The organism is uncultured Mucilaginibacter sp. (assembly GCF_903893715.1).
GTDB lineage: Bacteria > Bacteroidota > Bacteroidia > Sphingobacteriales > Sphingobacteriaceae > Mucilaginibacter.
Genome location: NZ_CAITNG010000047.1, coordinates 148110 through 174424, shown reverse-complemented (window position 1 = coordinate 174424; position 26315 = coordinate 148110). Strand labels below are relative to the sequence as shown.

The following is a 26315-nucleotide window of genomic DNA, read 5'->3' as shown; positions in this document are numbered from 1 at the left end:
TATTTTGAACTATTGCCCGACTCAAGCCAATTGAAACAAGGGTACGATTTGATGATGGATTATCCTGCTGATGACCGTAAGCTCATTTTCCAAAATGTTTTGCGCAACTCGATGACCAAGGGTGCCATTGACGTGAACATTATGGCTAAGGTGGACAAGATGAATTTTGACAGCGACGGCGAATACCTGGGCGACGAACATACCGACGCTTTGGAAGCGTTAAAAGGCTTTGTTGAAAGCGACCTTGAATCGTCGGTAGTACTTTCGGCGGGGATGAACCCGCACTTATACAGTTATTTGGAAACTTTCCCTGATTTTTTCCCCGATGCGCACGGCAAACTGCGCAAAAAGGTAATCCTTAAGGTGAGCGATTTCAGGTCGGCGTTTATACAGGCCAAATTTTTGGCAAAAAAAGGGATTTGGGTTTCTGAGTTCAGGGTAGAATCGGGCTTAAACTGCGGCGGGCATGCCTTTGCCACCGAAGGATACCTGCTTGGCCCCATACTGGAAGAATTTAAGCAAAAGAAGCCGGAAATGATAACCGAGCTTACCGGCTTATACCAACAAGCATTGGAAACCAAAGGTATCAGCCTTGCATCGGCACCTAAACAAAACCTGAGCGTACAGGGCGGTATCGGCACAGCATCTGAAAATGCATTTTTGCTCGAATACTATGAACTGGACGCCACCGGTTGGGGCAGCCCGTTTTTATTGGTACCCGAAGTGACCAATGTGGATGATGCGACATTGACCGAGTTGGCACATGCAGACGAATCGGACTATTACCTGAGCGCGTCATCGCCGCTGGGCATATTGTTCAATAATTTTAAGCGCAGCAGCGCCGAAAGCCAACGCCTGGAGCGGTTGGCAAAAGGCAGGCCGGGCAGCCCATGTACCAAAAAATACCTGGTTACCAATACTGAGTTTACCGAACAGCCGATTTGTACAGCATCGCGCGAGTACCAAAACCTGAAGATAAAACAGATACAGAGCCTGCAACTGCCTGAAGAGGAGTACCGCGAACAATTTGACAGCATTACTCAAAAAATATGCTTGTGTGAGGGTCTATGCTCATCCACCTATTTAAAAAACGGCATCAACAAGCCCAAAGAAAATATTGCCGTGGCTATTTGCCCGGGGCCCAATCTGGCCTACTTCAGCAAGATATACTCGTTGGACGAGATGGTAAAACATATTTATGGCAAGCTTGACCTACTCGACAAAATAAAACGCCCGCAGTTGTTTATCAAAGAGCTAAACCTATACATCGATTACCTGCAAACCGACCTGCAAAACAACCTGAAAGACCTGAACGACAAGAAGCGCAAACAACTGACCAAGTTTAAAGCCCAATTGCAGGAAGGTATTGCTTACTATAAAGACCTGTTTGCCCAATGGCCCGAACAACCGGCACATATTATTGAGCAATGGTTTGATGAGCTTACCGCATCGGAAAGCGCTTTGGAAGCGACCCTCATAGGATAAAAAAATAAGGGGTATAATTGCTTATACCCCTTAACCGTTATTGGCCCATGACGTGTAGCCCGACTATCGTCGCGTTTCGGATAAAACCAACAACGGTATCTCAACCACCTCCGATAGTTTCTTGGTATGACTTCCTTTTATCAGGTTATCGAAAAAATTGTGCTGGCGGTGCACTACCGCCAATATATCTATCTGGCCGTGATGGCATAACCAATCTAGGCCGGCTTCGGTATTGCTATCGGTAACAATACGGTAGTAAATTTTTGGATAGTTGGCCTTGTTTGAAAGCACCGTCATAAACTGATCGATCTGGTCCTGAAAACCTCCAAAACCGTCGCCGCCGTTGTACACGTAGGTTATCAGTATTTCGGCATTTAAAGCCCTTGCAAATGGTATCAAAGCAAACACCGCCTCCTCATCGTCGGCAATTTTGGTCAAATCGGTAGCGAAGGCTATTTTGCGAACAGGTTGCAACAGGGCTGTTTGGGGCACTATCATCAAGGGACCGGTTGTAGCGTCAATCATTTTACGGCTATGGTTGCCAAATATAAAGGTGCTCAGGCCGCCGGCGCAATGTGTGCCCATTACGGTCATATCTACCTGCATATCCTTTGCCAGGCCGTTTACCACGTCGGGTAAATAACCAGCCTCGCTCAAAAAACTAATCTCGGGCCTAAAATCCGTTGAAGTATCGGCTTTTTCGAGCTTTTGTTTTAAAAAGGTCAATTCGTCGTTGCTGCCTTCCAACAGGGTATTATATTCTTCTATCGGCCAAACAATAACACCCGCCTGAGGGATTTGGGAGGGCGCGAGAACCGCATTGCACAATACCATATCGGCTTTTAGTTGTTTAGCCAAATAGTAAGCATATTCGGCCGCATGCCCGGCATTGGCCGAAAAATCAACTGGGACGAGTATCGTATCCATGGTGGTGGTGGCTTGGTTTACCAACGTAAAATTCGCCACAACCATTGGGTAAAATAATGACGCCGGGCATTGCCCGGCGTGATATTGGTTTTATTTCACGGTAAACGTATTATTCGCCCGGTTACAATCCGGTAAAGCAGCATCCGGGTCTACTTTTACGGTAGCTACTTCGCCGGTGGTGGGCATTACAAAGGTGATGGCCTTGGTTTGTATCCAGGTTTCCACAGGCAACTGCATGCGGAATTTTTCGCCGTTTTTATAAGTCGCTTCCACGGTAAAGGGCATGGCCGATTTTTCCTTATTGGCGATGGTTACGTTGATGCCTTTTTTAGGGTCGGCGGCATCCACGTATTTGGCATCGATGATGGCGATATCCAGCTTCCAGTTGTTGTAAAACCATTCCTTCCAAAACCAACCCAGATCCTCGCCCGCGCCGCTTTCCATGGAGCGGAAAAAGTCGTCAGGTTGGGGGTGTTTGTAGGCCCATTTGTGGATATAGTTACGGAAGGCGTAATCGAACCTGTCTTTTCCCAATATCTGCTCGCGCAGCAATACCAGACCGAAAGCGGGTTTAAAGTACTCTATCGGGTGGCGGTATTCGCCGCCAACGGCATCGGCAGCCGTCATAATGGTGGGCGCCTTGGGGTCGTTAATGGTGGGCTGTATCTCGTCGGCAGGGTTGCCTTTGTTGGGGGCGTATTCACCATCGCGTTTGGGGGCGTACTCACCTTTGTTGAATACATCGCTGGCATAAATATCGATAAAGGTGTTAAAGCCCTCGTCCATAAAGGCAAAGCGGCGCTCGTCGCTGCCCACCACCATCGGGAACCAGTTGTGGCCTATCTCATGCGCGATGAGCGAGAACAGCCCCTCGCCTTTTGCACCCATGCCGTCAAACAATATGCCCGGGTATTCCATCCCACCTGCATGGCCCGCCTCGTTGATGGCCACAGGGTAAGGGTATACAAACCATTTGGATGAGAAATATTCGATAGAACCTTTCAGGTACTCGGTCGACCGGCCCCAATCGCTCTCTACAGGGTAAACCGACATGGACAAACTCTTTTTACCGCCCGGCAAATTGATGCGCGCGGCATCCCAGATGTAGGCGTTCGACGTACCGAAAGCAACATCGCGGGTATTGAACATTTTGAAGTGCCAGGTGAGCGTTGGACTTGGTTTTTGGTGCGAAGTACGGTCGGCGGCCTCTTCGGCGGTGCGGATCATCACGGTTTTATCGCTGGCACGGGCCGCGGTGAGGCGGCTTAGCTGTTTGGCAGTGAGTACTTCGGTCGGGTTTTGCAGTTCGCCCGAGCCGGCTACAATCATGTTGGAGGGTACGGTTACCGAGTAGTCGATATCGCCATACTCGCAGTAAAACTCGCCGCTGCCTAAAAAGGGCAGGGTATCCCAGCCGGTGGTATCGTCGTACACGCACATGCGCGGGAACCATTGGGCAATTTCGTAGATGGTGCCGTTTTTGGTGGAGAAAAAGTCGGTGCGGCCACCGTTTGGCGGGATGCTGTATTTGTATTTGATAAGGATGCCGATCTTACCGCCATTGGCCGGCAGATCGTGCGGCAATCGGATCTGCATGCGGGTATCGGTAACGGCGTAAACGGCTTTTTCGGTTTTGCCGGCTATTACCAGGTCCACCGAGGCCAGCTCGTAGCCTTTGGTGTATTGGCCCCTGCCGCCGCCACCGGTGGCAAAATTGGAACGCGCGTCCTCTTTATAAGTATTCTGATCGAGCTGTACCCACAGGTAGCTCAGGTTATCGGGACTGTTATTGGTATAGCTGATGGTTTCGGTGCCGCTCAGTACCTTGGTGGCTGTATCAATACTGGCCTTGAGCAGGTAATCCACCTTTTGTTTCCAGTATTTTGGGCCGGGCTCGCCATTGGCCGAGTGGAACTCGTTGCCCTTATCGGTAAAATGCAATGGCGCGAACAGCTCCTTTGGCGAGTAGTTGGAACTGATGGTATCGTTGGTGTTGGGCCTGCGGCCGCGGCGCTGCGCGCTGGCACAAAAAGTTAAGGCAATAAGTGATAAGCAGATGAGGTTGCGTTTCATTGTCAGTTTAATGTTTGAACCAGCAATATACTATTTAATGTGCAAATGTGTAAATGTGCGGGTTTGCAAATCTACTCGGTGGCATCACGAACAAGGTTTACCTCCCTAATTATCATTTTGTCGCACTTTTCATTTTCGAGATATTTACTCAAATCGGCAAAGAATTCTTTTTGTAATTCCAGGCGTATGCGGTGTCTTGCCCCGTTGATAATAATAGAATACTGGCTTTGTTCTTTCGATGTATAGAAGGTAGGATTTGCATCCATAAACTGCACAAATTTCGAAAATGTCCTTTCATTGGTAATTACCGTATTAAACATCGCTTTCCACATATATTCTTTATCTTCCTTTGTTAATGGTCGGCTCGAAGTTGTTATAATTTCACCCAAAACTTTCTCAATTGTTTCAAAGTCGACACTCCGTTTAACAATGAATAATTCCTTGGGCCCGCACTGTTGTGGCCCTGTAAATTGAAACTGTATATAATTCTGTTCTGATTGTTTTTTTACCGAAGCGGTATGGGTACCCCACATCAAGGAGATTATCATCAACATCAAATTTTTCATTTTATCTATTTATTGTTGTCCACAGTAAATATTCTTAACCTTATTCAAATACTCCAGTATCAGTTTGCTTTTTGCTTTATCGCGCAGAGCTGCTTTTAGCGTGCTGTAATAGCTGTTCATAAATAAGAAATCGTTATGCTCTAAGTAGTACGACAATATCCGCGCCTTGCTAATCTTCGACTTAGCGTATTGCCCTTGCAAGGTTTTGGTATGTTCATCCCAAAGGTATTGCACAATAGTGGAATCGTTAATGATAAGTGACTCACGAGGAATGGTCGCATCGTCTTTCATCCCAAACTGGCTGTAAACCATCTTAATGGTTAATGGGTTAGTTTTCAGAATGGTACTCTCCAGCCATATCACGCGTGTGCCCAATGGGCCTTGTACATTGCCGTTCTGTAATTCGTTTAGTACTGGAATCAGTTTATCTCCATCATATTTATAAAAAAAGTAGTTAAACCAACCAACACCGGAACCTTCGGCAAATTCTTGTACTCTGTAAAAAACTGTTTTGCCATCAGTATCTTTATAATGGCCGTCATCAGTTCCAAAGCGGTTATAACCATCTTGAAGGGCAATTATTTTGTTCCCTTTAAAAAAATATAGGGCAGCATTGGGACAATGTCCCGGGTCGCCAATGCAAATGGCATATTCGTTAAAGTCATTCTTGTTTTTATCGAAGGGATAAAAGACCACCGGGATAAGGCCGGGTTTATAAGTTAAAAAAATATCCTTCTCATTGCAGGCACTATCGATGTCTTTGTTTCTAAAAATTCGCCTCGCGGTACTCACCGCCATCACACCTTTACGGATGGCATGTTTAAGGATGGTCATATCTGCAGGAGAGATAATGGTATCCATTTGCTTTTGGCTTTTAAAAACGGAATCGGCGTAAAAAGCAACTTTATCGGCAAGCGGTTTGGTGGGCAGATGGCCGACGCTGTCTAAAAATGCTTCGAGTTGTTGTGGCGTGTATTGTTTGTCGTTATCGGGATCGTATTGCTTAGCGGCGGGTTTGGTTGTTGCTGATAAGGGTGTTTTGCTCATTGTTGATTTTTGCCTATTGCAGCAAATGAGGATAATAAATGGCAACAAGTAAAGCAACTTTTTCATGCATAAATTTAAGTGGATTTTGATGAGATATTAAAGGTTTCGGACAGATATTTGTATCTAAACTACGAGTATTTATTTGATGTATCAATGATTCTTCTTATATTGTATAGAATTGAGCGCGAGGCTTGAAGTTGGAAGCAGGAAGCAAAAAAGTTGAAAATATTTCTTACTTTTTCCCCCCTGCTGGTAGTCATTGGTCATTAAGTCATTGGTATGGCGCGTGATGGTTGGATGGAATAGAAAGGTTTATTTTTTCCTACTTCCCCCCCCCCTGGTGTGAATCATTGGTCATTGGGTCATCCCGATAGCTATCGGGAAGTCATTGGTATGGCGGGTGATGGTTGGATGGAATAGAAAGGTTTATTTTTTCCTACTTTTTCCCCCCTGCTGGTAGTCATTGGTCATTGGGTCATCCCGATAGCTATCGGGAAGTCATTGGTATGGTGGGTGATGGTTGGATGGAATAGAAAGGCTTATTTTTTTCCTACTTTTTCCCCCCTGCTTTTGAAGTGGCAGTGGCAGTTGGAAGTGGCAGGCGTAAAGACGTTTTACAATAATCCTACTATTTCCCCCCCCCCTGCTTTATGGTTGAGGGATTGATTTGTTGAATGATTGAGGGGGAAAGAGTTTGTAAACTTCCAACTTTTACCCCCCCCCAACGGAATTTATTTTTTCATTAATATCTGTAAATCAATACATTAACTATTCCAATACGGAAAGGTTTTGTTGGTAAAGATAGACTTAGGTACCATGGCATTGGCGCCAAGCGTTTGGTCGACTAACTGGGTAATTTCAAAGTCGACGCCGGTGCTGCAGATGGACAGGGCTTCGTTAAAAGTAAAGCCCAGGTCGTCCTTTATAAAGTTGACGGCTTCGGTGGCGGCGTTCTTCATGGCTTTGCTCAGGTCGGGGTCGAGGCCCAAGAGGATAAAATGGGTAGGGCTTTCGGCACGCACCTGTTTGATATGCATATCCTTGCGAACGATGAACTTCACGGTCAGCGAAAGCGAAGCCTCAATGGCCACACCGCTGATCTCGCCGGTACCTTGCGCTGCATGGCAATCGCCGGTGGTAAACAGCGCGCCTTTGGTGGATACGGGCAGGTATAGCGTAGTACCTTTAACCAGGTGTTTAAGGTCCATATTACCGCCATAATAGCCCGGCGGAATGGAGCTTACCCTGCCCTTTTCGGGCGCGGGCGATACGGCCATCACACCCATAAAAGGCTTCACAGGTATTTCAATACCTTCTTTAAAGGAGGCGATGCGTTTCTTCTTATCGTATTTGTACACAAAGTTCTCGCGAGTGGTTACCACGTCGCCAAGCTCGCCGCCTTTGGGCCAAACGGCGTTTACGCCAAAACCGCTGCGGGGCACAATATCCAGTATGCGCACTTCGAGGGTATCACCGGGTTCGGCGCCCTCGATAAAGATGGGGCCGGTGAGCATGTGGCCGCTCAAACCTGATGGTTCTGGCTTTACCTTTTTGTATATCTCGATGATGTCGAGCGCCTGCTCGTCGAGCGGCAGGTTGTTGGTTTTGTAGAAGTCCTCAGGGTTACGGCGGGGCACGCCGGTGGTGTTGATGGTTTGTATCTCCACAATATCGCCGTCTTTAACGGTGGCAACGGGCGGCACATCGGCACCGTAATAACCCCAAACCATGTTTTCGGGAACGGAACGGATAAGGTGGTCGGGCTTAACGGCAATATCGCCGCTATCGGAAACAGCTTTACTGATGTGTTTTTCGGCACTGAACGCACTTGCCGCTATACTGCTTAACGATAATGCCGCGATGCCGCCTTTGGCCGCGTTCTTTAAAAAGTCTCTGCGTTGGTTTTGGGTAGGTTTGTTTGTCGCCATGCTGCTGATATTGTGATTGCAACTAAAAATAGCGATAAAAGGCGCTGTTGAACCCACAGATTTGGAAATGTTACATAAAACAGACGGATTGGTGGTTATATCGGCTAAAAGCCGATGCCTATTATTTAACTTAGCAGGGTAATACAAAAACCTAATCTGCATGAAAGCACTTTACCTCAGTCTGTTTTTCGCCATTATAGCGACCCTATCTAACCCCGCCTCAACCAAAGCCCAGATTGCGTCCGTAAAAATAAGCGGCGAAGTTGATACACCGTATGACTTAACATTGGCTGACCTTAAGCAGTTCCCTCAAACTACCGTTATGCGTAAGGAAAAGGATGGCAATGAGCATAGCTATACGGGCGTGATATTGGCCACCATTCTGCAAAAGGCAGGCTTAATATTGGGGGGCGATAAGAAAGGGCACGGGCTTACCCGCTATGTATCGGTAGATGCGAGCGATGGCTACCGTGTTATTTTCGCTTTGGTTGAATTGGACAAGGATTTTACGGATCGTACCGTTATCCTTGCGGATACGATGGACGGGAAACCTTTGCCAACTGGCGATGGGCCGTTCCGCGTTATTGTGCAAGACGAGAAAAAGGCAGGCAGGTGCATTAAAATGGTGACAGCGATAAATGTGGCTTTTGCGAAGTAAGGGTAACAGCTACTTATCCGGCTTGTCGGTAAGCGTATATGGTGGTGTTTTTAAGTCGCCATTGGCAATACAAAACTTGATTGCTTCGCCAAGCAGTTTGGCCTCTTCGCCTTGAAGCGTATTGGTTTTGTTATCGTCGTTTAGCCGGTAACTGATATTCCCGTTCGTGTCGCATTCTACTTTCAACTCATCGCCGTCGTTATTAAACATCAAAAAACCTTTGGGTGTTATGCTTTTGATACCGGTTTTGTCGTCTTTAAAAACAATTGTACCCGAATGGGCAAGAGTGATACTTGTGCTCGAACTTGTTTCAAATGTACACGAGGTGGTAACTATAAGCGCCAACAGCAAAACAAATCGTTTCTTCATAAAGAAAAGGTTGTTTGGTAATACAAGGTAATACCTTTTGCTTAATTAACAAACTGTAACATCTTCATGATAAACAATCAACCGATGCAGCTTTCGCAATAAACATGGAATTTATTTAACAATATTGGTTATATTAGTCGGTAACATTAACAACCCTCAAAAATTAACTGACATGAGACCACTATTACTCTTCTTTTGCGCACTCGTCTGTTTTTCAACGCTCGGCTATGCGCAGGGCGGCGGCAGGCAAGGCGGCTCCAACACCGGCCCGGCAACAACATTAGCCGCCATTACTCAAAACCTTAAAAAGTACGAAGGCTATTTCAACTTTTACTACGACGAAAAAAGCGGTAAGATATACCTTGAGATTGACCAGTTCAATAAGGAGTTCCTGTACTTCAGCTCATTGGTTGATGGTGTTGGCAACGGCGGCCCGGAACGCGGGCAGGCATCATCGGTCATCACCAAGTTTGTAAAGGTTGGCCCAAAGATATTTTTGGTGGAACCGGTTTACAACTACCGCTCTGTTAATGGTAACCCTGACGAAAAGAAAGACGTGGAGAACGCGTTTGCCAAGTCGGTGATATTTGGTTTTGCACCGGTAGCTATTGAGGGCGATAAGGTATTGGTCGATTTTACCCCATTCCTTATCCGCGACAGCGAGCATATCGGCGACGCCTTAGGTAGCGGTGCCGGCAATCCGGGCAGTGCGCAGGCCGCAGGTACGCGTGGCCGTGGTGGTGCCGGTGGCGCAGCGGGTGGTGCCGGTTATCGTGTTGATGAGACCCGCTCTGCGGTGTTTATGGACAATACCAAAAACTTTCCAAAAAATAGTGAGTTTGAAGCCATGCTGACTTTTGCGGGAGCAGGAGGTGGCGGCGGTCGTGGTGGCCGTGGTATTGCGCCCGACCCAAGTTCGGTTACGGTAAACCTGCACCAGGCATTTATTGAACTGCCTGACAGCAATTACAAACCACGCAAGTTCGACCCGCGTTCGGGTTTCAACTCGTTCCAATATATGGATTTTTCGGCTCCGATGACCGACCCAATCTCTAAAAAATTCATCGAGCGCCACCGTTTAATCAAAAAATACCCTTCGGCAGCAGTAAGTGAACCTGTTGAACCGATTGTATATTATATCGACCGCGGGGCACAACCCATCATCAAAAAAGCCCTGATAGAAGGCGGCTCATGGTGGAACCAGGCTTTTGAAGCCGCAGGCTTTAAGAATGCCTTTATTGTAAAAGAACTACCCGAAGGCGCCGACCCGATGGATATACGCTATAACATGGTGAACTGGGTAAACCGTTCGGGCAGCCCGCAAAGGGCGTTTTCTTACGGTTCATCGTATATCGACCCACGTACCGGCGAGATCATTAAAGGCGTGGTAACGCTGGGCTCCGACCGCCACCGCGAGGATTACCTGATAGCCGAAGGCTTGTTACAGCCCTACGAGGATGGCAAACCGGTATCGCCTAAAATGGAAGAAATGGCGTTGGCACGTATCAGGCAATTATCAGCACACGAGATTGGCCATACTTTGGGCCTTACGCATAATTTTGCCGCCAGCCCTAAAGACCGCGCATCGGTAATGGACTATCCTTTCCCAAGGTTTAGCCTTAAGGCAGACGGCACCATCGATGTTTCAGAAGCATATGCCAAAGGTATCGGCACCTGGGACAAACGCAGTATTATGTGGGGTTATTCCGACTTCCCGAAAGGGGCGAATGAGGATGCCGAGCTGGATAAAATCATGAAAGAAACCCTGAAACAGAGCTTTAAATACATACCCGATGTTGGCGGCGGCGCGCACCCGATGTCGAACCAATGGGATGATGGCGTAAACCCTATTGACCAGTTGGATAAACTGATGACGATAAGGAGGCATGTTTTGGATAATTTCTCCGAAAAAGCCATCCGTCAGAATGCGCCAATGGCTACTTTGGAGGAAGTGCTGGTGCCGATGTACCTGCTGCACCGTTACCAGTTAGAAGCCGTGGCAAAATCGATAGGTGGCCTGTATTTTACCCATGCCATTAAAAACGATGGCCAGGAACCTACCAAAATGGTTGACCCTGCTGAACAATGGCGCGCGTTTGATGCCATGATGAATACCATTACGCCTAATGCTTTGATGTTGCCCGAAGGCCTGATAGAAAAGATACCGCCCCGCCCTACGGGTTACCCTGGTGGTGTTGAAACCTTCGCAGGGCATACCGGGCCAACGTTCGATCCGATTGCCGCGGCTGAAACTGCTGCGGGCACCACTTTGGGGTATTTGTTGGATGGACCGCGTGCAGCCCGACTAATTGAATACCAGGCCCGCGACAGTCGCCAACCCGGTTTGTTTGCCGTTTTGGATAAGCTGATAGACAAAACCTGGAAGGCCGAACCCTTAGCCGGATACCCCGGCGAAATGCAGGTATTGGTGAACAACCTAACCCTAAAATATTTATTGATGATGGCTGCTGATACCCGCAATGCTGAGAATGTGCGTGGCGAGGCCTTACTGAAAATTCATGAACTGGAAGAGTGGATGGCAAAAAGCCTAACAGGAGCAGACGATAAACGCAAAGCATCTATCTATTATGGCTTATCGCAGATAGCGGAGTTTGAGAAAACACCGGATAAATTCCAGCCGGAGCCGGCACTCGAAATGCCGCCGGGCGCGCCTATTGGTATGGGCGGTTTTGATTTTGAAGTGATAAAGAACTATTAAAAAAACTAACGAAGCCGCCGTAATCTATTTAGAGGTTGCGGTGGCTTTTTTATGCCTATACCGCAAGCCGAGTATAACTTACGCCAACGTCCATTTTATAATCGTTTGCTGTATTCGTTCTTCCTTTAGACTCGTCTTGGGTGCAATTTCCCCGCTAAAAACCACACTTTATTATGGAAATATTTCCCCACTAAAAAAAGTTTAGGGAAGTATCGGGCCTGAAGAAAATTTAGCTCGTAAAAAAAAGTGAGTTGAAAATAGCCTCAATATCATTCAGAGGCGCTTTTCCCTCTTTATACGGATGCGCTTTCCAGAATGTTTCAATGGAAGCACGATTGTTGCCTTCTTTATTGCAATTAAGCAACAGGTCAATTTTTCCGTTATGACAACTTTAGCAAATCAAACCACATCAATGTTCAACTACAACATCTTTTCAGGCTCGCTTGATCAGTACAACTTTGATTCAAAATGTTTGATCAATACCATCAACCAATACTCCTATGTAATGGCCGAAAAAGACGCAGAGTTTAAAAGTGCACTGATGGGTTCGGATATCTTATTGCCGGATGGTGTGGCCATTGTTGCCGCAGCTAAAATGATGAACGGCAAAAAAATTGAAAAAATTGCCGGTGCCGATATCCACAAATTTTTGCTTAACAAGCTGAATAACGAAGGTGGCAGCTGTTTTTACTTAGGTTCATCTGAAAAAACGCTGAACCTGATACGTGAGCGTATGGCTGTTGACTATCCAAATGTTAAAGTTGGAACCTTCTCGCCTGCTTACAAACCTGAATTTACCGACGCCGAAAATGCTGAAATGGTTGCCGCGGTAAACAAATTTAACCCCGATGTTTTGTTTGTTGGCATGACTGCTCCAAAACAAGAAAAATGGGCTACTAAACACAAGCAATTGTTGAACGCAAAAACCATTTGCTCAATAGGTGCCGTATTCGATTTTTATGCGGGTACTGTTGAACGCCCTTCGCAATTGTGGATTGACCTTAAATTAGAGTGGTTTGTACGTTTGGTAAAAGAACCAAAACGTATGTGGAAACGCTATATGTACTATGGCCCGGTATTCATCTATCAAATGATGGTTAAAAAATTCTCTGCGATGACAACAAAGCCGGAAGCGAAAATCATACAGATGACACCTCAGGCTTCTGCTTACGAAAAAGTAATTTAACGCCTCTGCGCCAGCTTTTGCGGATATTCTTTAGGCCAATACACCTCTTTTAAAATCTTTGGCTAATTAAGCTTGTCTATTTCCAAACTTTGCTAAGCCCTTCGTCTACCGGTTTATAGGTAATATATTGTACAAACCGTGGCAATTTTGAGGTATTCGGGCTACTGCCGTGTGGTAGCGCCTGTAACCAAACAATAAAATCGCCGGCATTGGCGGCAATGGGTTTGGGGCCTAATGCATAAAGGTCCTGGAATCGCGGATTGACGTCAGGAGGCAAACTGTTTACCCAATCAGCTATCTTATGTTGAAAACCCGGTATTAGTGTAAACGCACCTTGGTTTTCGGCAGTATCCGCCAAATAAAGCAAACCCTGCAAACCAAAAGGTATAGGCAAATCAATACTTACATCCCAATGTAATCTCGGACCCTGAAATGGATAAGCTTGTGTTTCGGGTGGATTAAAGCTTACTCTATCGGTAGTCGGCCAAATATCCGTGCGCTGCCAAAGCTGTTCGCAAACCGTCCTGATTTTGGCAGATTGCCTGTTTTTTTCCAAAGCAGGATGTTGAAAAAGCTGAATCATGATACCTTGTTGGGCCGGATGATGATTGTACCAGGTTGTGGGGTCATTCCTATCAATCCCAATATAATCGCACAAAGCCGCTATGACAGCATCGCAATCTTCTTTACTTACGGCATTTCTGACAATCAAGTACCCATTTTCATTCCAAAAATCAAGGTCATCCCTGGTTAATACCTCCTCAATTTTTCGTTCGCCACGAGTAGTGGTCTCCAAAAACAAGGTGTTAAACTGTCTGGTTTTTTCATCATCAGGGCCACCGGTAACTTCCAATATCCAGTCTTCAAATTTTTCAAAGTCGGGAACTTCCTGATAAACGTACTTGGAGGTTTGTTCCAGTCCGAGGCCCAGGGTGTGGAGCAATATGGTGTCGAGGTTCCACTCTTCCTGAAGCGCATCTTGCTTTAGCTTACCATTGCGTTTTAACAGCGCTTTGCTCCAATAACGTTTCAAGTGCATTACTTTTATCTTCCCCATTTCGGATGAAGGGACTATTTCGGATACCGGCATAAAAAGGCTTATTATTTATGATAAAAATAAATAATATACCGGGATTTTCGCAAGAATATTTATCAGGGATTTAACTTGGCAAACACCACACCAGCTACAATGGCTTGTAATAAGCCGTAAACAAACCAGCTTGCCACCATAGTCAGTGTAATATCTAAGGAACTAAAAGAAATCCACATGACCGGCAGCAGGGCCACAACAGAGTAAACCAGACCAAACTCTACTCCCCTTAGTAAGAATGGGCCTTTAAATAAAGCTTTAAATCTGTCCCAAAACCACGATAAAGCCAGGCTGATAATAAAAGCATGCATGTAAAAAAGCACATCGCGGCTGCCGTTTGAATTAAACAACGGATTATTGTATTCGATAAAAAGCGATGGAAAGAATCTTATAGCCAAAAACAGCCCTCCATAACTTAGGATAAACAATATCAGCCCTGCGATTAAACCGGTAACAACAACTTTTTTCATCAACAATATTTGTTTAACGTGCCCATGAGTTGCAAAGTTGCTCAATTATACCACATAAACAAATGATGGCTATCATAGCCTATAATGACCAAAGTCATATTTAAAAACCACTTATTTTAAAAACGGACTCGCCCATTTTTTATTGGTATAAACATCGTTTCCGCTCAATGTTGCCAAAAATGCTGCAATGGCATCTTTTTGTGGTTGGCTTAAGTTGAGCGATTGTCCTTTTCCACCGTTGGCAAGCCGGGGGTCGAGGTTCGTATTAATCGGATTTATGGCGATAAGATTGTAATGATTGATTACCCCTGCAAGGCTGTTGATACTGCCATCGTGCATAAACAAGCCATTAGGCTTACCTGCCGGGTTAAGCAAATTACGCAATGATGGCGGGTTGGTATTGGTAATATCGGTCAACAACGGATTACCTGCAACACTGATGATACCATTGTTGGCAGCATTAGGGTCGATATCAAACTCCGGGGCACGGTGACAGCCCTGGCAACCTGCCCCCAAAATTGGTACGCCGGGCGCACCCGGAAGGGCAGGCGGAGCGAGGAACAATTGCTTGCCCAAGTTTTCCTGCGCGGTGTAGTTGGAAAAATCCTGGTTAAGGTTGTTGGCAACTGCCATGCCTGCATCAAATTTCGAATCGAAAGATTGGATGCTGCGGACAAATTGGGACATCGCATTTTGCATACGCGTTTGGGTAATTACGGAATCACCATATACAAATTTAAACAGTTCGTTGTAATAAGGTATAGCCTGTAACTTGGCTATCAATACACCGATGCCCGGGTCGCCATTGGCACCACTGTACCCCATTTCGTTATGGTTTTGAATTGGTTGAGTCGTTTGGTCTTCGAGTGAGGCTGCGCGTTTATCCCAAAAAAAACGTACCTCTTGTGCAAAACGGGCATTTACCAGGCGCATGGAGTGGCGGGCCGTTAAACCATTGGCACCTAAACTCTGTATCACACTATCGCCAAAAGCCATCGACTGTTTGTGACAGCTCGCGCATGCTATGGTATTGGTTACCGACAAGTTCTTATCGTAAAACAGTACCCTGCCCAACGTGGCTCCGGCGTTGGTAACCGGGTCGGCTGCCGAATTATCCTTAGTAATATACGCCGGAATGGTTTGACCGGTGTAGTTTGAAAGATTATTCAGGTCGATGTTGCTGCCAAAAGCGGCCAGCACTGCAGGATAAGTATTTATAAGCGTTGTATCGGTGCCTTTTTTACAGGCTTGAAAAAATGTAAACAGCACAAAAGCTGCGAGGACAGCAAACACAAATAGTTTATTAGGGCGCATAATTATCGGTTCTTTAATCATTGGATGTTCTTGCTGACAATTTCCTACGGTCAAGCGGAATTATTTTATTTATCCAACACCTCAAAAAATCATTTAATGAAATCGATTGCATTTTTTATAAATATGTAAGATATTTACAGCTGTTGGGTTGATAAATTACCATCGCCAAGCCACTTAAAACCGCTAATACAAAGTGATACAGCTATTGTATCAAATACTCAAGTTCTGAATCCAATGTATCTGAATTAATATAATAGGAGAGCGTTACATGCAACACCATTAAATGACTATCCAAAAGACAAAATTTTTAACCCTGATATCATGAAAAAGAAAAAAATAACGATGGTGGCTGTATTGTTTATAGTTATGGGCATTAATACGTCGTTCGTTAAAAATACTACCGTTTGGAACAACAAACAATGCGCGGTGGTGCTTACTTATGACGATGCCATTGATATAGACCTTGACAATGTAGTACCTGCTTTAGATTCGGTGAACCTGAAGGGAACGTTTTATATTATAGGCAACTCTTCTGTAGTAGGTAAAAGGTTGGATGAGTGGCGGCTTGCAGCCAAACACGGGCATGAACTGGGCAATCACTCTTTGTTTCACCCTTGCGATGGCAGTTTGCCTGGACGCGGTTTTGTAACGCCGGATGGCGACCTGAGCAAGTACACCGTAACAAGGGCCGTGCAGGAAATAAGGGCAAACAACATCCTGCTAAAGGCTATTGACGGGAAAGACAAGCGCACCTTTGCCTACCCTTGCGGCGATTTGAAAATTGGCGGCGTAAATTTTTATACCGGGTTACGAAATGATTTTGTTGGTGCGCGCGGAGTAACAGGTGGCCTGCAAACTGCCGATCACGTTGACCTGGATAATATAGACTGTTATGTAATACAAGACAAGCCCGCGGAATATATGATTGACCTGGTAAAAAAAGCGCAACAAACGCATACACTGCTGGTATTCCTTTTCCACGGCGTTGGTGGTGGACACAACATCAATGAAAACCGTGGCGAGCACACCAAATTATTACATTATCTTAAACAAAACGAAAAAGACATTTGGGTTGCCCCGATGGTTGATGTTGCAGAGAAGATAAAGGAAGTGCAAAAGAAATAATGGAAAAAGTAAATATGGCGTTTAAACCATTCTACTTTTCCCATTTCGCGCTGCTCCAAGCTATCCCAGCTTATCTAATTACACTATTTACTGCGTATTACCACTAATAGTGATGGTTTTTGTTTGATACCCCACGTGGCCGTTCATATCACTACCCTCAAATATGATAGTATAATGCGTTGGCTTATCAGCAGCGTAGAAGGATACGGTTGCAGTACCATTCTTATCGGTAACAACATTCGGTTCCCAATGGATGGTAGAACGTAAATCAGCATTGTTGACGGAGGTGCTTTTTACCGGATAGCGTGGCCTGTAAAATTGTTTGTATTCGGCAAGCGGCAGGGGTTTATACAGATATATACCTGTTGCGCGTTGTATAAAGGGCCCGCTTCCGGCACGGGTAGTTATTTCGAGGTATGCAAAGTCTGAACCAGGCGGGCCCGTTGCCGTAGCTGCCAATAAATCAGTCGTGTTTTCTATGTTTTGCGCATTGTACATGGCATTGCGGGTGTACAAAACTTCTATCCCTAATATATCTTCGGCCGAAATGTAGTCCAGATATTGTTTCTGATATTCGTAATGTTCGTTGGCCATTCCACCAAATGGCTCGTAGAAACGGTCAAGGTCAACACCGTCAAAAACGAAGCGTACGCGTTTGTCCTTAATAAAGTATTCCAGGTTCATGTGCTTCAGGCTGTCTTTAAAAAAGCCTTGCCTAAAGCCACTCACTTTGCTTTGTATCACATCCAACAAGGTTGCTTTACCGGCATTTACCATTATGTCTTCGCCGAGGGTTTGGTCAGCCGTACCGGGACCATTCAGGTTATGCGAACCTTTGATTACTGCCTGCGAACGTATATCGACAGTTTTAAGCAATTTACCATTTATGCCATACAATTCTTTATCCAAAATAGCGTGGTAGTTTTTGTTCGATTTAACATAGTTCAACACTGTGGTATCGGTATTCACATTCCACGGGGCCAATAACGTACTATTGCCAACATTAGCCGAAGTTTGATTTTTTTCGTCAATACTGATACCTCCGTTGACTACTTTTCCGCGTTCGTTACGTGCTGAAATGATGAACGTTGAATTATTTATCCGTGGAAACTTATTGAAAACAAATTTACCAAGGTTATTGGTCGTAGTATCTTTAAAGAAAACCTGATCGCCTTTGGACAATAGCATCACATTTGAATGACTGACCGGGCGGTTAAACAGATTTGTAACCGTGCCCTTTACCATAAATTCTGTTTCGGCAGCAAATTCCGGTTTTACCGGCTGGTCTATTTTTTTTAAGTCGTAACCTACCCAACCTTGTGTTAGCAACAAAGCATCCAAAGCTCTCCAGTTTTGTTCATCGTGCTGAAAGTAGTATGTAGGGTCTTCAACAATGCCTTTCAAATCCGATGCCAGCAATAAATGCGAAACAATATTGTCGGACACTGAACACTCTGTTTTTACTTGACTGTCGTCCGTTGCTGCCATCGAAAAACTCCCCACAACAGGCTGGCCAGTTTCGTCTTTTACCAAAATATGCACCGGTATACTATCGCGCGGATTGAATGACTTTGCATCCGTGTTCAATTCTATTTTAAAATTGTCGTGATGATCGATAAAAGTTACCCGCTCGTTAACCGGTTGCTGCTCGGGGTTCAACAAAATAAAATGAGCCGTACCGGTAGGAAACAGTAATTTAGGTACCCTTACCGAAAAGTAATTACTGCTAAATGTAAATGTAGCTCCATAGCACACTACTCCCCTTGCCATGCCTAACAGGTAATATTTACCAGGATTTGTTGTTTGCTCGGTTGTATTATATACAGATACTGTCATTGTATCCCTGTCCATTGTGTTTTTTACCCGTAATACAGTTCCTGTTTTTAAGGGCACGGGCAACTGCACTGTTTTTTTAGCTCCGCCGGGTAAGGTAAACTGCGCGGTATATGTTTTGCCGGCCTGCGGTGTCATATCAAATGACCCGATGCCATTGTGTAGTGTATTGATTTCTGTCAATTGGTTATTGTCGCTATCCATGATCACGCCTTTTACATCAACCCCTTTGCCGTCCTCGCCAATAGCTTTAAAGCCAATGCGCGACGGTACCTCTGTAACAAGCGAGCCGCTTTCGGGCAAGAACTGTATGTCAACATCTTGCGGACGGTTAACCTCAACGGGAATCAACGCGGCGCGTGTTTTGTCCAATTTATCCTGTGCAATCACGCTCAAATTTTTCAAACTGGTTTGCGGGGGCAAGTTAAAATCGACATTCATGGTGCCATCCGCTGCTGTTTGTGCCGCACTGCGCAAAAGCACTTTTTTGCCATTCATTACTTTTAACTGCAGATCGCGCAGACCGGCAGTCTTATCATCAAGACTGGTAAACTTTAAGTCAAGTTTCACATTATCCTTGCCATCAGCTTGGGTTATGGACGGACGTACGTTGACCAGCCATGTATTATCGCCCTGGTTGTTGATATAAAAACTTTGCTTAAAAAAATAGTCATCGCCAAAATTGCGCATCCAGTTGGTATAAGCACGTATGGTAAAAGTGCCCTCGTGCACGTAAGCGGCATTTAAAGGGATGTTTCCCCAGGTAAGCCCGTAATCGGCAGGGAAAACAAAACGTTTTACAACGGCATTGCTATCATTTAGCAACTCCACATAAAGACGGCTGCTCAATGGTGAGTAGCCAATAGCTTGGGTGGTGAGGTAACCTTTAAACCAAACCGTATCGCCAACAGAATAATAGGGCTTATCGAATTGCAAAAAAGCTTTTTCGACGGGCATCAAACTGTTATATGTGCCAATTTTTGATACGATAGTGTTGATATTGCCCGCAGGGGCCTGAGCCAGCGCAATACCTGTTATTAAGTTAAGCAGAAGCACCAGCTTAACGAGAAAAGTTATTCTTCGCATTGTTGAGATAGGAATGGTAGCTGTTTGACTAAAAGTTTGATAATTGGTTTAAACAGTATAAACATAAATAAATCCACAATTAAAAACATTAACCTGCCCTAATTTTATTTGCGATTTTTTTACATGATAGTTGGAACAGGGTTGGTTAAACTGAAGCTTAACAATATATTTGGGGATGGCAAAATTGAATAACGTCTCGGATATACCCATACCTTTGGGCACTCTCAAAAACAGGTAGATAATGATTGTTCAATTGTGCGGATTATCCGGAAGCGGCAAAACTACGGTAGCTTATAAAACAAAAGAGTTGCTAAAGCGTGAGGATATTGCCGTCGAAATTATAGATGGGGATGAATACAGAAAAGCGATTTGTGCGGATTTGGGTTTTTCGCGACAGGATAGGAACGAAAACATCAGACGGCTGGGTTTTGTGGCCAGTAAATTTTCGCAGCATGGCATTATCAGTATTATTTGCGCTATCAATCCTTATGAAGACATCAGAACCGAACTTGCGCTGAAATACCACGATGTAAGAACTGTTTATATTGACTGCGACATGGGGACGTTGATGTTACGGGACACTAAAGGATTGTATAAAAGGGCAGCATTGCCCGAAACCGATCCGGATAGGGTGTGCAACCTGAGCGGCGTGAACGACCCCTTTGAAGCCCCATTAAATGCGGACCTGGTTATCCGTACCGACGCGGAGACCGCCGATGAATCGGCAAAGAAATTATACCAATTTATTTTAGCTCATAGGAAATAACCCCTTAATTTGCTACCGCAAATTAAGCTTAGCTCTTAAGAAACAGGTTGACACAGGCAGATATATTGACAGGATAAAATGATAAACTTAAATAGTGTAATACAAAGGGATACGAAAAACCTGCTGACCAGTGAGGTTGGTGATGAAATGGTAATGATGGATTTGGAGGGTGGAAATTATATCAGCCTGAACAAGGTTGGCCGGGTAATTTGGGAGCAGATAGAACAACCTGTCAAAGTTGAAGCTTTAATAAGCTACCTTACCAGTCGTTTTAACATTGACAAAGACACTTGCACTACAGATACATTGGCGTACCTGCAAGACATGCTCGATCAAAAAGCGATAACCGCGAAATAAAGCAGACTATAACTTAGCTAGATGACAAGAAATGAATGACTTTTTCTGCGTCAACACCTAAACCCAATGTTTCTTCATTTACGGAAGTAATATCTACTTCAGGTTTACTCCAGGCTTCTTTTTCTGGTGCTAAATCCTTTGTTTTTGCGATACTGTAATTATCCATAATAAAACCAAGATAAAGATTCAAACAAACCTTAAATAAACGGGCAAAAAAATAGGCTTACGAAAAAGTAAGTGCCTATTAATGAAAATGACTAAACAAAATACTATCTCAACAGATTAACAAAGATATAATAAAAAACCTTTAAAATATAAGTTAGTCCAACGAGAAAGTAAAAGGTAAAAATAAAAATTAGAGTACACTTAACTACCATTCATCGAGTCTGAACCGTTCGTACCTGAACCTAATGTTTCTTCATTGACCGAAATAATATTAATCTCGGGTTTGCTCCAGTTTTCTTTAACTTGAGTGCTGTTGTTCTCAATTGTAGTGATGGTTTCCATAGCCGTTTTTGTTAGTGTGGTTAATTTATTGTTTATTAATTATGTGATAGTCACTAGATAAAAGTTATACGCATTAAAAAATCTTTAAACATAATCCATATGCGAGGAAGAAATTAAAACTTACATCGTGCATTATACTCATGAAGCTTCATAAATAGTTTATTATAAGTAGGGGAATCGTTACAAAATCTCTATCTGTATGATTGTAAAGTTACAGATTTTTTTTGAATTATAACACTACCTGATACAATTATTCAAAAAAAAATCCTTTTTGGTGTAAATAGTTCAAAACCTCGCACGTTATACCCGCTTGTGTTATCCTAATACCTATTATGTTCGTTGGACTGCTAAACCCTGCAAAAGGTTTAATAGCGTCAAAATAATTATCGATAATCTCTTTGGAAAAGTACTTGTCAAACATCCAGTTAGAATGCTTCGCCGCAATAATCTTGTAAAGTTTATCGCGGCCGTTTATGCTTCGGCGGGAAAAATCGGGATTATAGGGTAATTTATCTTTTCGCCATTGTATTTCGGGTGGTAAAACCCCTTCCATTGCATGCCTTATCAAACCGCGTTTATAGCCCTTAAAGTTAAATACGTTTACAGGAGCTTCAATCAAAAACTCCATTATGTTTCTATCAAACATTATATCGGCGGTACCCATTCCATAGTTTCCGTTTCGGTTAGCAAACGTCCCCAGCAAGCGAGCAATATTACCCGATTGTAGCAGATTACGCATGGCTATGCGTTGGTCTGCCTCGGGCGAAAAATCAAACCCATGTTTGTATTTATTCACCAACTCGGGCCTTAATACCGTTTGGAGCTGCCAATCTACCTTTGGTTTGGGTTTTAATTTTCGCAATTGCTGCCATGCCTGTGTATAAAACAGCCAGTCGGATTTTGTAAGCGACTGCAAATTGGCATCGTTGGTTTTAGCCAGACTTTTGAGCAAAGCAAATGCAGTTTTATATTCCCCCTGCTGCATCAACAAATAAACAACGGAATTACCTTTCCACGACACCCAAAAGTCGCCACCAAAACCGGTGAACAAATTGCGGATATTTTTTCCCTGTGCGGCAAGCAATAGAGCCTGGTCCATATAAAAAAACGCATTGGGTATGCTTTCGTCTTTGTCAAAAGCAGCAGCAACATCATCAAAAGGGCCAACACCAGGGGCTTCGACAAAGGTTTGTAAGATGTTAGGGCAATGTTTGTTTACAATTTCGATGTATTGTCTTTCATCTTGTTCGATACCGCCATGGTTTAAAGGTAAAACGGAAGAGAAAGCATACAAGGGCTTGTTTTTTTTTGCCAACAAATCCGATAAGATGCAGGCTAAACTACTTGAGTCTAAACCCCCGCTCAACGTAACCCCAATGGGCACATCGGGGTTCAAGCGCTTTTCAACTGCTTTGTACATCAAATCGCGCAGGCAAGCAATCCAATCTTCATCACTTGTAAAATTGTATCGCCCGCGGTCTTCCAGTGTCCAATATTTACTTTTTTGTATTTGACCGTTAAGTAATTTGAGTGTGTTGCCCCCGCATAATGCAAATACTTCCTTATTATAGGTTTGCGCAGGGTCGCTTTGACGAAAGTGATATTCTATCAAGTGCTCCTCGTTAAAATAGTTGGGCGTAGTTTTAGCTGCCACCACACCCTTTATCTCGCTGCAAAAAATGAAGGTATCGGGGCTGTCATAATAAAACACCGGGCGAAAACCTATTTGATCAGCTGCCATAAAAAGTTGCTGGCTTACTTTATCCCAAACAGCAAAAACAAACTCGCCTTCCAGATGCTCCACACATTTTTCGCCCCAGTGTAGGTAAGCTTTTAGTATCAGGTATGAGTCTGCTTCGTTTTGCCATTGCTGTTTATCGAGGTTGAGTTTGCTGTACAGCTCATCGCGGTTATCAATTCTAGCATCGGCAGTAAAAGCAATATCGCCGGCCTCTATTGGTAGCTGTTCGTCTTTTTGTTGGGGATAAATAATAAGCTTGCAAAAACCAAGCACGGCATTTGCCTCATTCCATAGGCCTTTACCGTCGGTTGCACGGTGAGCAATGGCTTGCTGCATTTTATTGGTGATTTCCTGCTCAACAGGCCTGCCGTTTTTATTGATGATACCAAATATCGCGCTCATAACAACTTACCTAACTTTTAAAACTACTCAACACGGTATATTTTTCGAGATTGCCCCCTCCTGTAATAACCTGGCCGCAACTTTGCAGCCAGGCATGGGCATTAAGTTTATTGCCATCTTCCTTATAAACCCCAAAAAAAACTATACTCACAAAATTCCTTCTTTTTAGCATCATTTTAGCTGCCAGGGCTTGTTCAAAACATTTTGTGCGCCAAGGCGAATAACGGCATCCTCGCTGAACAGCTAATTTAATATTTGCCAATATGGCTTCGGCATTTTCAGACTCGGGTTCAAGGGCGCTTCCCCTCGTGCCTAATACCGGCACTATTTTTTTGAATGGCAAAAAAACGAGCATCAACCGGGCTATGGCTAAAAAAAACCAGGCTTCGCCAAAAAACAGATAATCGTCGATGCTTTTTTTAGGCTTCATTGTAAATCATGTTTTCGACATAATTGACCAAATCGTTTACATTACACGTAGCTGGCCTTGTTATTTGATAAACCGTTGCATTATTGGCCAGAGCCGAAATTACTGAAAATCTCAAGGCCTTCAACTCATTGTTATGTATCAACATTGGCCTGTAAACCTGCTTGCCCAACTCTTTGAAGGCCGCCGATGCGGTTATCTGCTTTGATTCGATATTGGCCACGTCGGCCTTTTTTAATATCAGCATCTTTTTCACGGGGTAACTGCCTATATCAAATTTATCGTGAAAAAAGATCCCGTACTTGTTCATACCAGGCTTTATGGTGAATGACCTGTCGTCAAACAAATCATGGTTAAGCTTATCCTGAGCGTCTTCCCAAAGTTTTATCATGGGATAAGACGCTGTTGCCAGACCATCTTGCCCCATTACCACTACGTCATCGCTAAATACAGGGTGGCCTTTTTTTATCAGTCCGGCCAGCGTGGTTGACTTACCTGCACCTGAATCACCACAAATCAATATCAGTTCGCTATTGTGCAATATGGCGGAAGCATGCATGGGTAAGCGTTTGCGCTGTGTTAAAATTGCCGCGAATATGGTGGCCAAAACAAATATTCGCAATTCACGCATTTCGGTTAAACCCGCACGAGGTTCGATGACGATGGTATCGCCATTTTTGGCATAATAAGTAGCTACATCATTTATCTCCAATAGTAATTCTGTATCGTTTTGGATATAGCTAAAACCAGCAGGAGAAATCTTTTTTTCGCCTAAAACCCTGGGTACAGACGCAATATGAATTTCAACATCCGCTTCAGCAAACTTTACAGGCACGAACTCAGGAAACTCTATTTGCGATGCAATGTGCAGGCCGAAACCCCAATACGTGTAGCTCAACATATTATTTTTTAATCCTCGCGAATTTAAGGCCAATTTTCTATCCGCATGCAAATAACAAAAAATGAATGTATAAAACTCATTAACGTTGATCGGCAGGTATCAATTTTTGTTTCTTTTCCACCGTGTCAAGTGGTTTTATCAACGACCTGAAGGGTTTCATAAAGTAATATATAAAAAAAACAAGCCTGGGTAACTGTATCACGTCAAAATCAGCCTCTCCAGGTATAAATCTGTATTTTAACGACACCCAATAGAATTTAAATTGTTGCAGTGATGAATCCTGCAACAGGGCTCGTCGTTTTATCCATAAAAACACGTTACTTGTATCTTCTGCCCCCAAAACATTACCTGAACATAATTGGTTAATAAAAAAAGTATCTGTTGTATTGTTATTGTTTAACAATGACTGCGGCTGATACATTGCAACCCCCATTAACTGAATGGAAAGAAAATTACCTACAGCCAATACTTTTGACAATTTGATTGTTTCAAAATCGCTTTTTACTGAAGTCATTGCCTTTTGCACATCGAGTTGTTGTATTGCCTGGCATAGATCAACAATGTTTTTTAGATATCTGAATGTATCTTTTATGCCATGGTGAACCAATATTGCCGAAAAGTGATCGGGTTGGCTCAAGGCCTTAACAGGATATTTGACCAATGCAATTTGGCTATTGCACCGGTTAATAAAAGCATTTACATTTTTGTTGATGTTAAGGTAGTTTTCGCCAATAGCCCAATGTAATTCAACATGAAACTCCCTTATACCATTTTTAAACTTATTTAAGTTGTAATCTTTATAATAAGAACAATAAGCTTCTCCCAAATATTTGTATACATGATCAATTTCGGGCAGGTATCCATCATTTTTGAAAATAGCTATCGCCTTTTCTAAGTCTTGTGATTTGATAACGAGGTCGATATCGCTGCTTTCCCGCGAAATCAAATCGCCAAAAAATTGTTTTGAAAAAGCCGCCCCTTTGTAAGGAACCGCTTCGATACCATTTTGGGCCAGAAGCAAAATAAGCCGCTCTGTTTCTATAGCTTGTTTCCAATTTAGCTTTGTGATCTCCGTTTGTTGATGGTAGATAAGGACCTTTATGTCGGGCGGAAGGTTTAGCAAATGAAGGATTTTATAAATGGTTGGCCTGATACGGTGTTTCAAAGCCAAACGAACAAGTGCGTACCAATCAACGTCGTTATCGGAAATAAAACCCTTTAACTCATCGATAGTTGATGTTTTGAAAAAAAAACGGCAGCACAATATAATTGCCGCCATTTCGGTACCATGATTTTTCTTAATTTCATCAATAGCAATCATGAGTCGTTGTTTTTTCA

General features: G+C 43.9%; 23 protein-coding genes. 7 read left to right on the top strand and 16 right to left on the bottom strand.

Translation table 11 applies throughout. From position 1 onward, the window contains the following. Positions 1–1485: hypothetical protein (locus QZX97_RS06670; RefSeq protein ID WP_295664483.1), on the top strand; the 1485-nt coding region annotated here is incomplete at its 5' end. Between the two features lie 63 nt (positions 1486–1548). Here QZX97_RS06670 and QZX97_RS06665 read toward each other — a convergent pair. From QZX97_RS06665 to QZX97_RS06645, 5 genes are all read right to left on the bottom strand, one after another. Continuing rightward, the gene (locus tag QZX97_RS06665) at positions 1549–2412 is read right to left on the bottom strand and encodes a universal stress protein (RefSeq protein WP_295664481.1); all 864 of its coding nucleotides are present in this window, start codon (positions 2410–2412) and stop codon (positions 1549–1551) included. A gap of 90 nt (positions 2413–2502) precedes the next feature. Then, a complete protein-coding gene (locus QZX97_RS06660) occupies positions 2503–4485 on the bottom strand; it encodes a M1 family metallopeptidase (protein ID WP_295664479.1) in 1983 nt (660 codons plus the stop codon). Between the two features lie 71 nt (positions 4486–4556). Then, the gene (locus QZX97_RS06655; RefSeq protein ID WP_295655609.1) at positions 4557–5051 is read right to left on the bottom strand and encodes a hypothetical protein; all 495 of its coding nucleotides are present in this window, start codon (positions 5049–5051) and stop codon (positions 4557–4559) included. A 9-nt stretch (positions 5052–5060) separates the two neighbouring features. Continuing rightward, positions 5061–6098, bottom strand: a complete 1038-nt coding sequence (locus QZX97_RS06650) for a hypothetical protein (protein ID WP_295655608.1) — start codon at positions 6096–6098, stop codon at positions 5061–5063. 764 nt (positions 6099–6862) lie between these two features. Further along, a complete protein-coding gene (locus QZX97_RS06645) occupies positions 6863–8026 on the bottom strand; it encodes an acetamidase/formamidase family protein (protein WP_295655607.1) in 1164 nt (387 codons plus the stop codon). 160 nt (positions 8027–8186) lie between these two features. Here QZX97_RS06645 and QZX97_RS06640 point away from each other — a divergent pair, with 160 nt between their 5' ends. Beyond that, positions 8187–8684 (top strand): molybdopterin-dependent oxidoreductase, encoded by a 498-nt coding sequence (locus QZX97_RS06640; protein ID WP_295655606.1) that lies wholly within the window; start codon positions 8187–8189, stop codon positions 8682–8684. Positions 8685–8693: 9 nt separating this feature from the next. On the opposite strand, the gene QZX97_RS06635 is transcribed toward QZX97_RS06640, so the two are convergent. Further along, positions 8694–9053 carry a hypothetical protein gene (locus QZX97_RS06635; RefSeq protein ID WP_295655605.1) on the bottom strand — a complete coding sequence of 120 codons (360 nt, stop codon included), beginning with the start codon at positions 9051–9053 and terminating at the stop codon, positions 8694–8696. Between the two features lie 172 nt (positions 9054–9225). Here QZX97_RS06635 and QZX97_RS06630 point away from each other — a divergent pair, with 172 nt between their 5' ends. Then, a complete protein-coding gene (locus QZX97_RS06630) occupies positions 9226–11772 on the top strand; it encodes a zinc-dependent metalloprotease (RefSeq protein ID WP_295655604.1) in 2547 nt (848 codons plus the stop codon). Positions 11773–12154: 382 nt separating this feature from the next. After that, positions 12155–12958, top strand: a complete 804-nt coding sequence (locus QZX97_RS06625) for a WecB/TagA/CpsF family glycosyltransferase (protein WP_295655603.1) — start codon at positions 12155–12157, stop codon at positions 12956–12958. Positions 12959–13034: 76 nt separating this feature from the next. Here QZX97_RS06625 and QZX97_RS06620 read toward each other — a convergent pair whose 3' ends face one another. From QZX97_RS06620 to QZX97_RS06610, 3 genes are all read right to left on the bottom strand, one after another. Next, on the bottom strand, positions 13035–14048 hold the full coding sequence (locus tag QZX97_RS06620; RefSeq protein WP_295655602.1) for a phytanoyl-CoA dioxygenase family protein: 1014 nt from the start codon (positions 14046–14048) through the stop codon (positions 13035–13037). 62 nt (positions 14049–14110) lie between these two features. Beyond that, positions 14111–14518: a hypothetical protein gene (locus QZX97_RS06615; protein WP_295655615.1), complete on the bottom strand. Its 408-nt coding sequence runs from the start codon at positions 14516–14518 to the stop codon at positions 14111–14113. A gap of 111 nt (positions 14519–14629) precedes the next feature. Then, positions 14630–15832, bottom strand: a complete 1203-nt coding sequence (locus QZX97_RS06610) for a cytochrome c peroxidase (RefSeq protein ID WP_295655600.1) — start codon at positions 15830–15832, stop codon at positions 14630–14632. Positions 15833–16153: 321 nt separating this feature from the next. Here QZX97_RS06610 and QZX97_RS06605 point away from each other — a divergent pair, with 321 nt between their 5' ends. Next, positions 16154–16957: a polysaccharide deacetylase family protein gene (locus QZX97_RS06605; protein ID WP_295655598.1), complete on the top strand. Its 804-nt coding sequence runs from the start codon at positions 16154–16156 to the stop codon at positions 16955–16957. An 87-nt stretch (positions 16958–17044) separates the two neighbouring features. On the opposite strand, the gene QZX97_RS06600 is transcribed toward QZX97_RS06605, so the two are convergent. Further along, complete coding sequence (locus QZX97_RS06600) at positions 17045–19876, bottom strand: hypothetical protein (protein WP_295655596.1); 2832 nt, start codon at positions 19874–19876, stop codon at positions 17045–17047. Positions 19877–20117: 241 nt separating this feature from the next. Here QZX97_RS06600 and cysC point away from each other — a divergent pair, with 241 nt between their 5' ends. Together cysC and QZX97_RS06590 are read left to right on the top strand one after the other, a co-directional pair. Next, positions 20118–20642 (top strand): adenylyl-sulfate kinase, encoded by a 525-nt coding sequence (gene cysC, locus QZX97_RS06595; RefSeq protein ID WP_295655594.1) that lies wholly within the window; start codon positions 20118–20120, stop codon positions 20640–20642. A gap of 78 nt (positions 20643–20720) precedes the next feature. Beyond that, entirely contained in the window at positions 20721–20999 is a 279-nt protein-coding gene (locus QZX97_RS06590; protein ID WP_295655593.1) for a PqqD family peptide modification chaperone, read from the top strand. Between the two features lie 13 nt (positions 21000–21012). Here QZX97_RS06590 and QZX97_RS06585 read toward each other — a convergent pair whose 3' ends face one another. The 6 genes from QZX97_RS06585 to QZX97_RS06560 all read right to left on the bottom strand — a co-directional run bounded on the left by QZX97_RS06585 (position 21013) and on the right by QZX97_RS06560 (position 26298). After that, positions 21013–21165 (bottom strand): hypothetical protein, encoded by a 153-nt coding sequence (locus tag QZX97_RS06585; RefSeq protein WP_295655591.1) that lies wholly within the window; start codon positions 21163–21165, stop codon positions 21013–21015. A 200-nt stretch (positions 21166–21365) separates the two neighbouring features. Further along, positions 21366–21506, bottom strand: coding sequence for a hypothetical protein (locus QZX97_RS06580; protein WP_295655589.1), 141 nt, complete (start codon positions 21504–21506; stop codon positions 21366–21368). 250 nt (positions 21507–21756) lie between these two features. Continuing rightward, positions 21757–23649, bottom strand: coding sequence for an asparagine synthase-related protein (locus QZX97_RS06575; protein ID WP_295664477.1), 1893 nt, complete (start codon positions 23647–23649; stop codon positions 21757–21759). 10 nt (positions 23650–23659) lie between these two features. Beyond that, positions 23660–24079, bottom strand: a complete 420-nt coding sequence (locus tag QZX97_RS06570) for a lasso peptide biosynthesis B2 protein (RefSeq protein WP_295655585.1) — start codon at positions 24077–24079, stop codon at positions 23660–23662. Further along, entirely contained in the window at positions 24069–24977 is a 909-nt protein-coding gene (locus QZX97_RS06565) for a serine kinase (protein WP_295655583.1), read from the bottom strand. Before QZX97_RS06565 ends, QZX97_RS06570 begins: the two co-directional genes overlap by 11 nt. A gap of 79 nt (positions 24978–25056) precedes the next feature. Then, positions 25057–26298 (bottom strand): nucleotidyltransferase family protein, encoded by a 1242-nt coding sequence (locus tag QZX97_RS06560; RefSeq protein WP_295655581.1) that lies wholly within the window; start codon positions 26296–26298, stop codon positions 25057–25059. Positions 26299–26315: the final 17 nt, after the last annotated feature.

What these genes read in the sequence shown, in the direction of transcription:
- QZX97_RS06665 (WP_295664481.1), bottom strand. Translation starts at nt 2,412, where the DNA reads ATGGATACGATACTCGTCCCAGTTGATTTTTCGGCCAATGCCGGGCAT.
- QZX97_RS06660 (WP_295664479.1), bottom strand. Translation starts at nt 4,485, where the DNA reads ATGAAACGCAACCTCATCTGCTTATCACTTATTGCCTTAACTTTTTGT.
- QZX97_RS06655 (WP_295655609.1), bottom strand. Translation starts at nt 5,051, where the DNA reads ATGAAAAATTTGATGTTGATGATAATCTCCTTGATGTGGGGTACCCAT.
- QZX97_RS06650 (WP_295655608.1), bottom strand. Translation starts at nt 6,098, where the DNA reads ATGAGCAAAACACCCTTATCAGCAACAACCAAACCCGCCGCTAAGCAA.
- QZX97_RS06645 (WP_295655607.1), bottom strand. Translation starts at nt 8,026, where the DNA reads ATGGCGACAAACAAACCTACCCAAAACCAACGCAGAGACTTTTTAAAG.
- QZX97_RS06640 (WP_295655606.1), top strand. Translation starts at nt 8,187, where the DNA reads ATGAAAGCACTTTACCTCAGTCTGTTTTTCGCCATTATAGCGACCCTA.
- QZX97_RS06635 (WP_295655605.1), bottom strand. Translation starts at nt 9,053, where the DNA reads ATGAAGAAACGATTTGTTTTGCTGTTGGCGCTTATAGTTACCACCTCG.
- QZX97_RS06630 (WP_295655604.1), top strand. Translation starts at nt 9,226, where the DNA reads ATGAGACCACTATTACTCTTCTTTTGCGCACTCGTCTGTTTTTCAACG.
- QZX97_RS06625 (WP_295655603.1), top strand. Translation starts at nt 12,155, where the DNA reads ATGACAACTTTAGCAAATCAAACCACATCAATGTTCAACTACAACATC.
- QZX97_RS06620 (WP_295655602.1), bottom strand. Translation starts at nt 14,048, where the DNA reads ATGCCGGTATCCGAAATAGTCCCTTCATCCGAAATGGGGAAGATAAAA.
- QZX97_RS06615 (WP_295655615.1), bottom strand. Translation starts at nt 14,518, where the DNA reads ATGAAAAAAGTTGTTGTTACCGGTTTAATCGCAGGGCTGATATTGTTT.
- QZX97_RS06610 (WP_295655600.1), bottom strand. Translation starts at nt 15,832, where the DNA reads ATGCGCCCTAATAAACTATTTGTGTTTGCTGTCCTCGCAGCTTTTGTG.
- QZX97_RS06605 (WP_295655598.1), top strand. Translation starts at nt 16,154, where the DNA reads ATGAAAAAGAAAAAAATAACGATGGTGGCTGTATTGTTTATAGTTATG.
- QZX97_RS06600 (WP_295655596.1), bottom strand. Translation starts at nt 19,876, where the DNA reads ATGCGAAGAATAACTTTTCTCGTTAAGCTGGTGCTTCTGCTTAACTTA.
- cysC (WP_295655594.1), top strand. Translation starts at nt 20,118, where the DNA reads ATGATTGTTCAATTGTGCGGATTATCCGGAAGCGGCAAAACTACGGTA.
- QZX97_RS06590 (WP_295655593.1), top strand. Translation starts at nt 20,721, where the DNA reads ATGATAAACTTAAATAGTGTAATACAAAGGGATACGAAAAACCTGCTG.
- QZX97_RS06585 (WP_295655591.1), bottom strand. Translation starts at nt 21,165, where the DNA reads ATGGATAATTACAGTATCGCAAAAACAAAGGATTTAGCACCAGAAAAA.
- QZX97_RS06580 (WP_295655589.1), bottom strand. Translation starts at nt 21,506, where the DNA reads ATGGAAACCATCACTACAATTGAGAACAACAGCACTCAAGTTAAAGAA.
- QZX97_RS06575 (WP_295664477.1), bottom strand. Translation starts at nt 23,649, where the DNA reads ATGAGCGCGATATTTGGTATCATCAATAAAAACGGCAGGCCTGTTGAG.
- QZX97_RS06570 (WP_295655585.1), bottom strand. Translation starts at nt 24,079, where the DNA reads ATGAAGCCTAAAAAAAGCATCGACGATTATCTGTTTTTTGGCGAAGCC.
- QZX97_RS06565 (WP_295655583.1), bottom strand. Translation starts at nt 24,977, where the DNA reads ATGTTGAGCTACACGTATTGGGGTTTCGGCCTGCACATTGCATCGCAA.
- QZX97_RS06560 (WP_295655581.1), bottom strand. Translation starts at nt 26,298, where the DNA reads ATGATTGCTATTGATGAAATTAAGAAAAATCATGGTACCGAAATGGCG.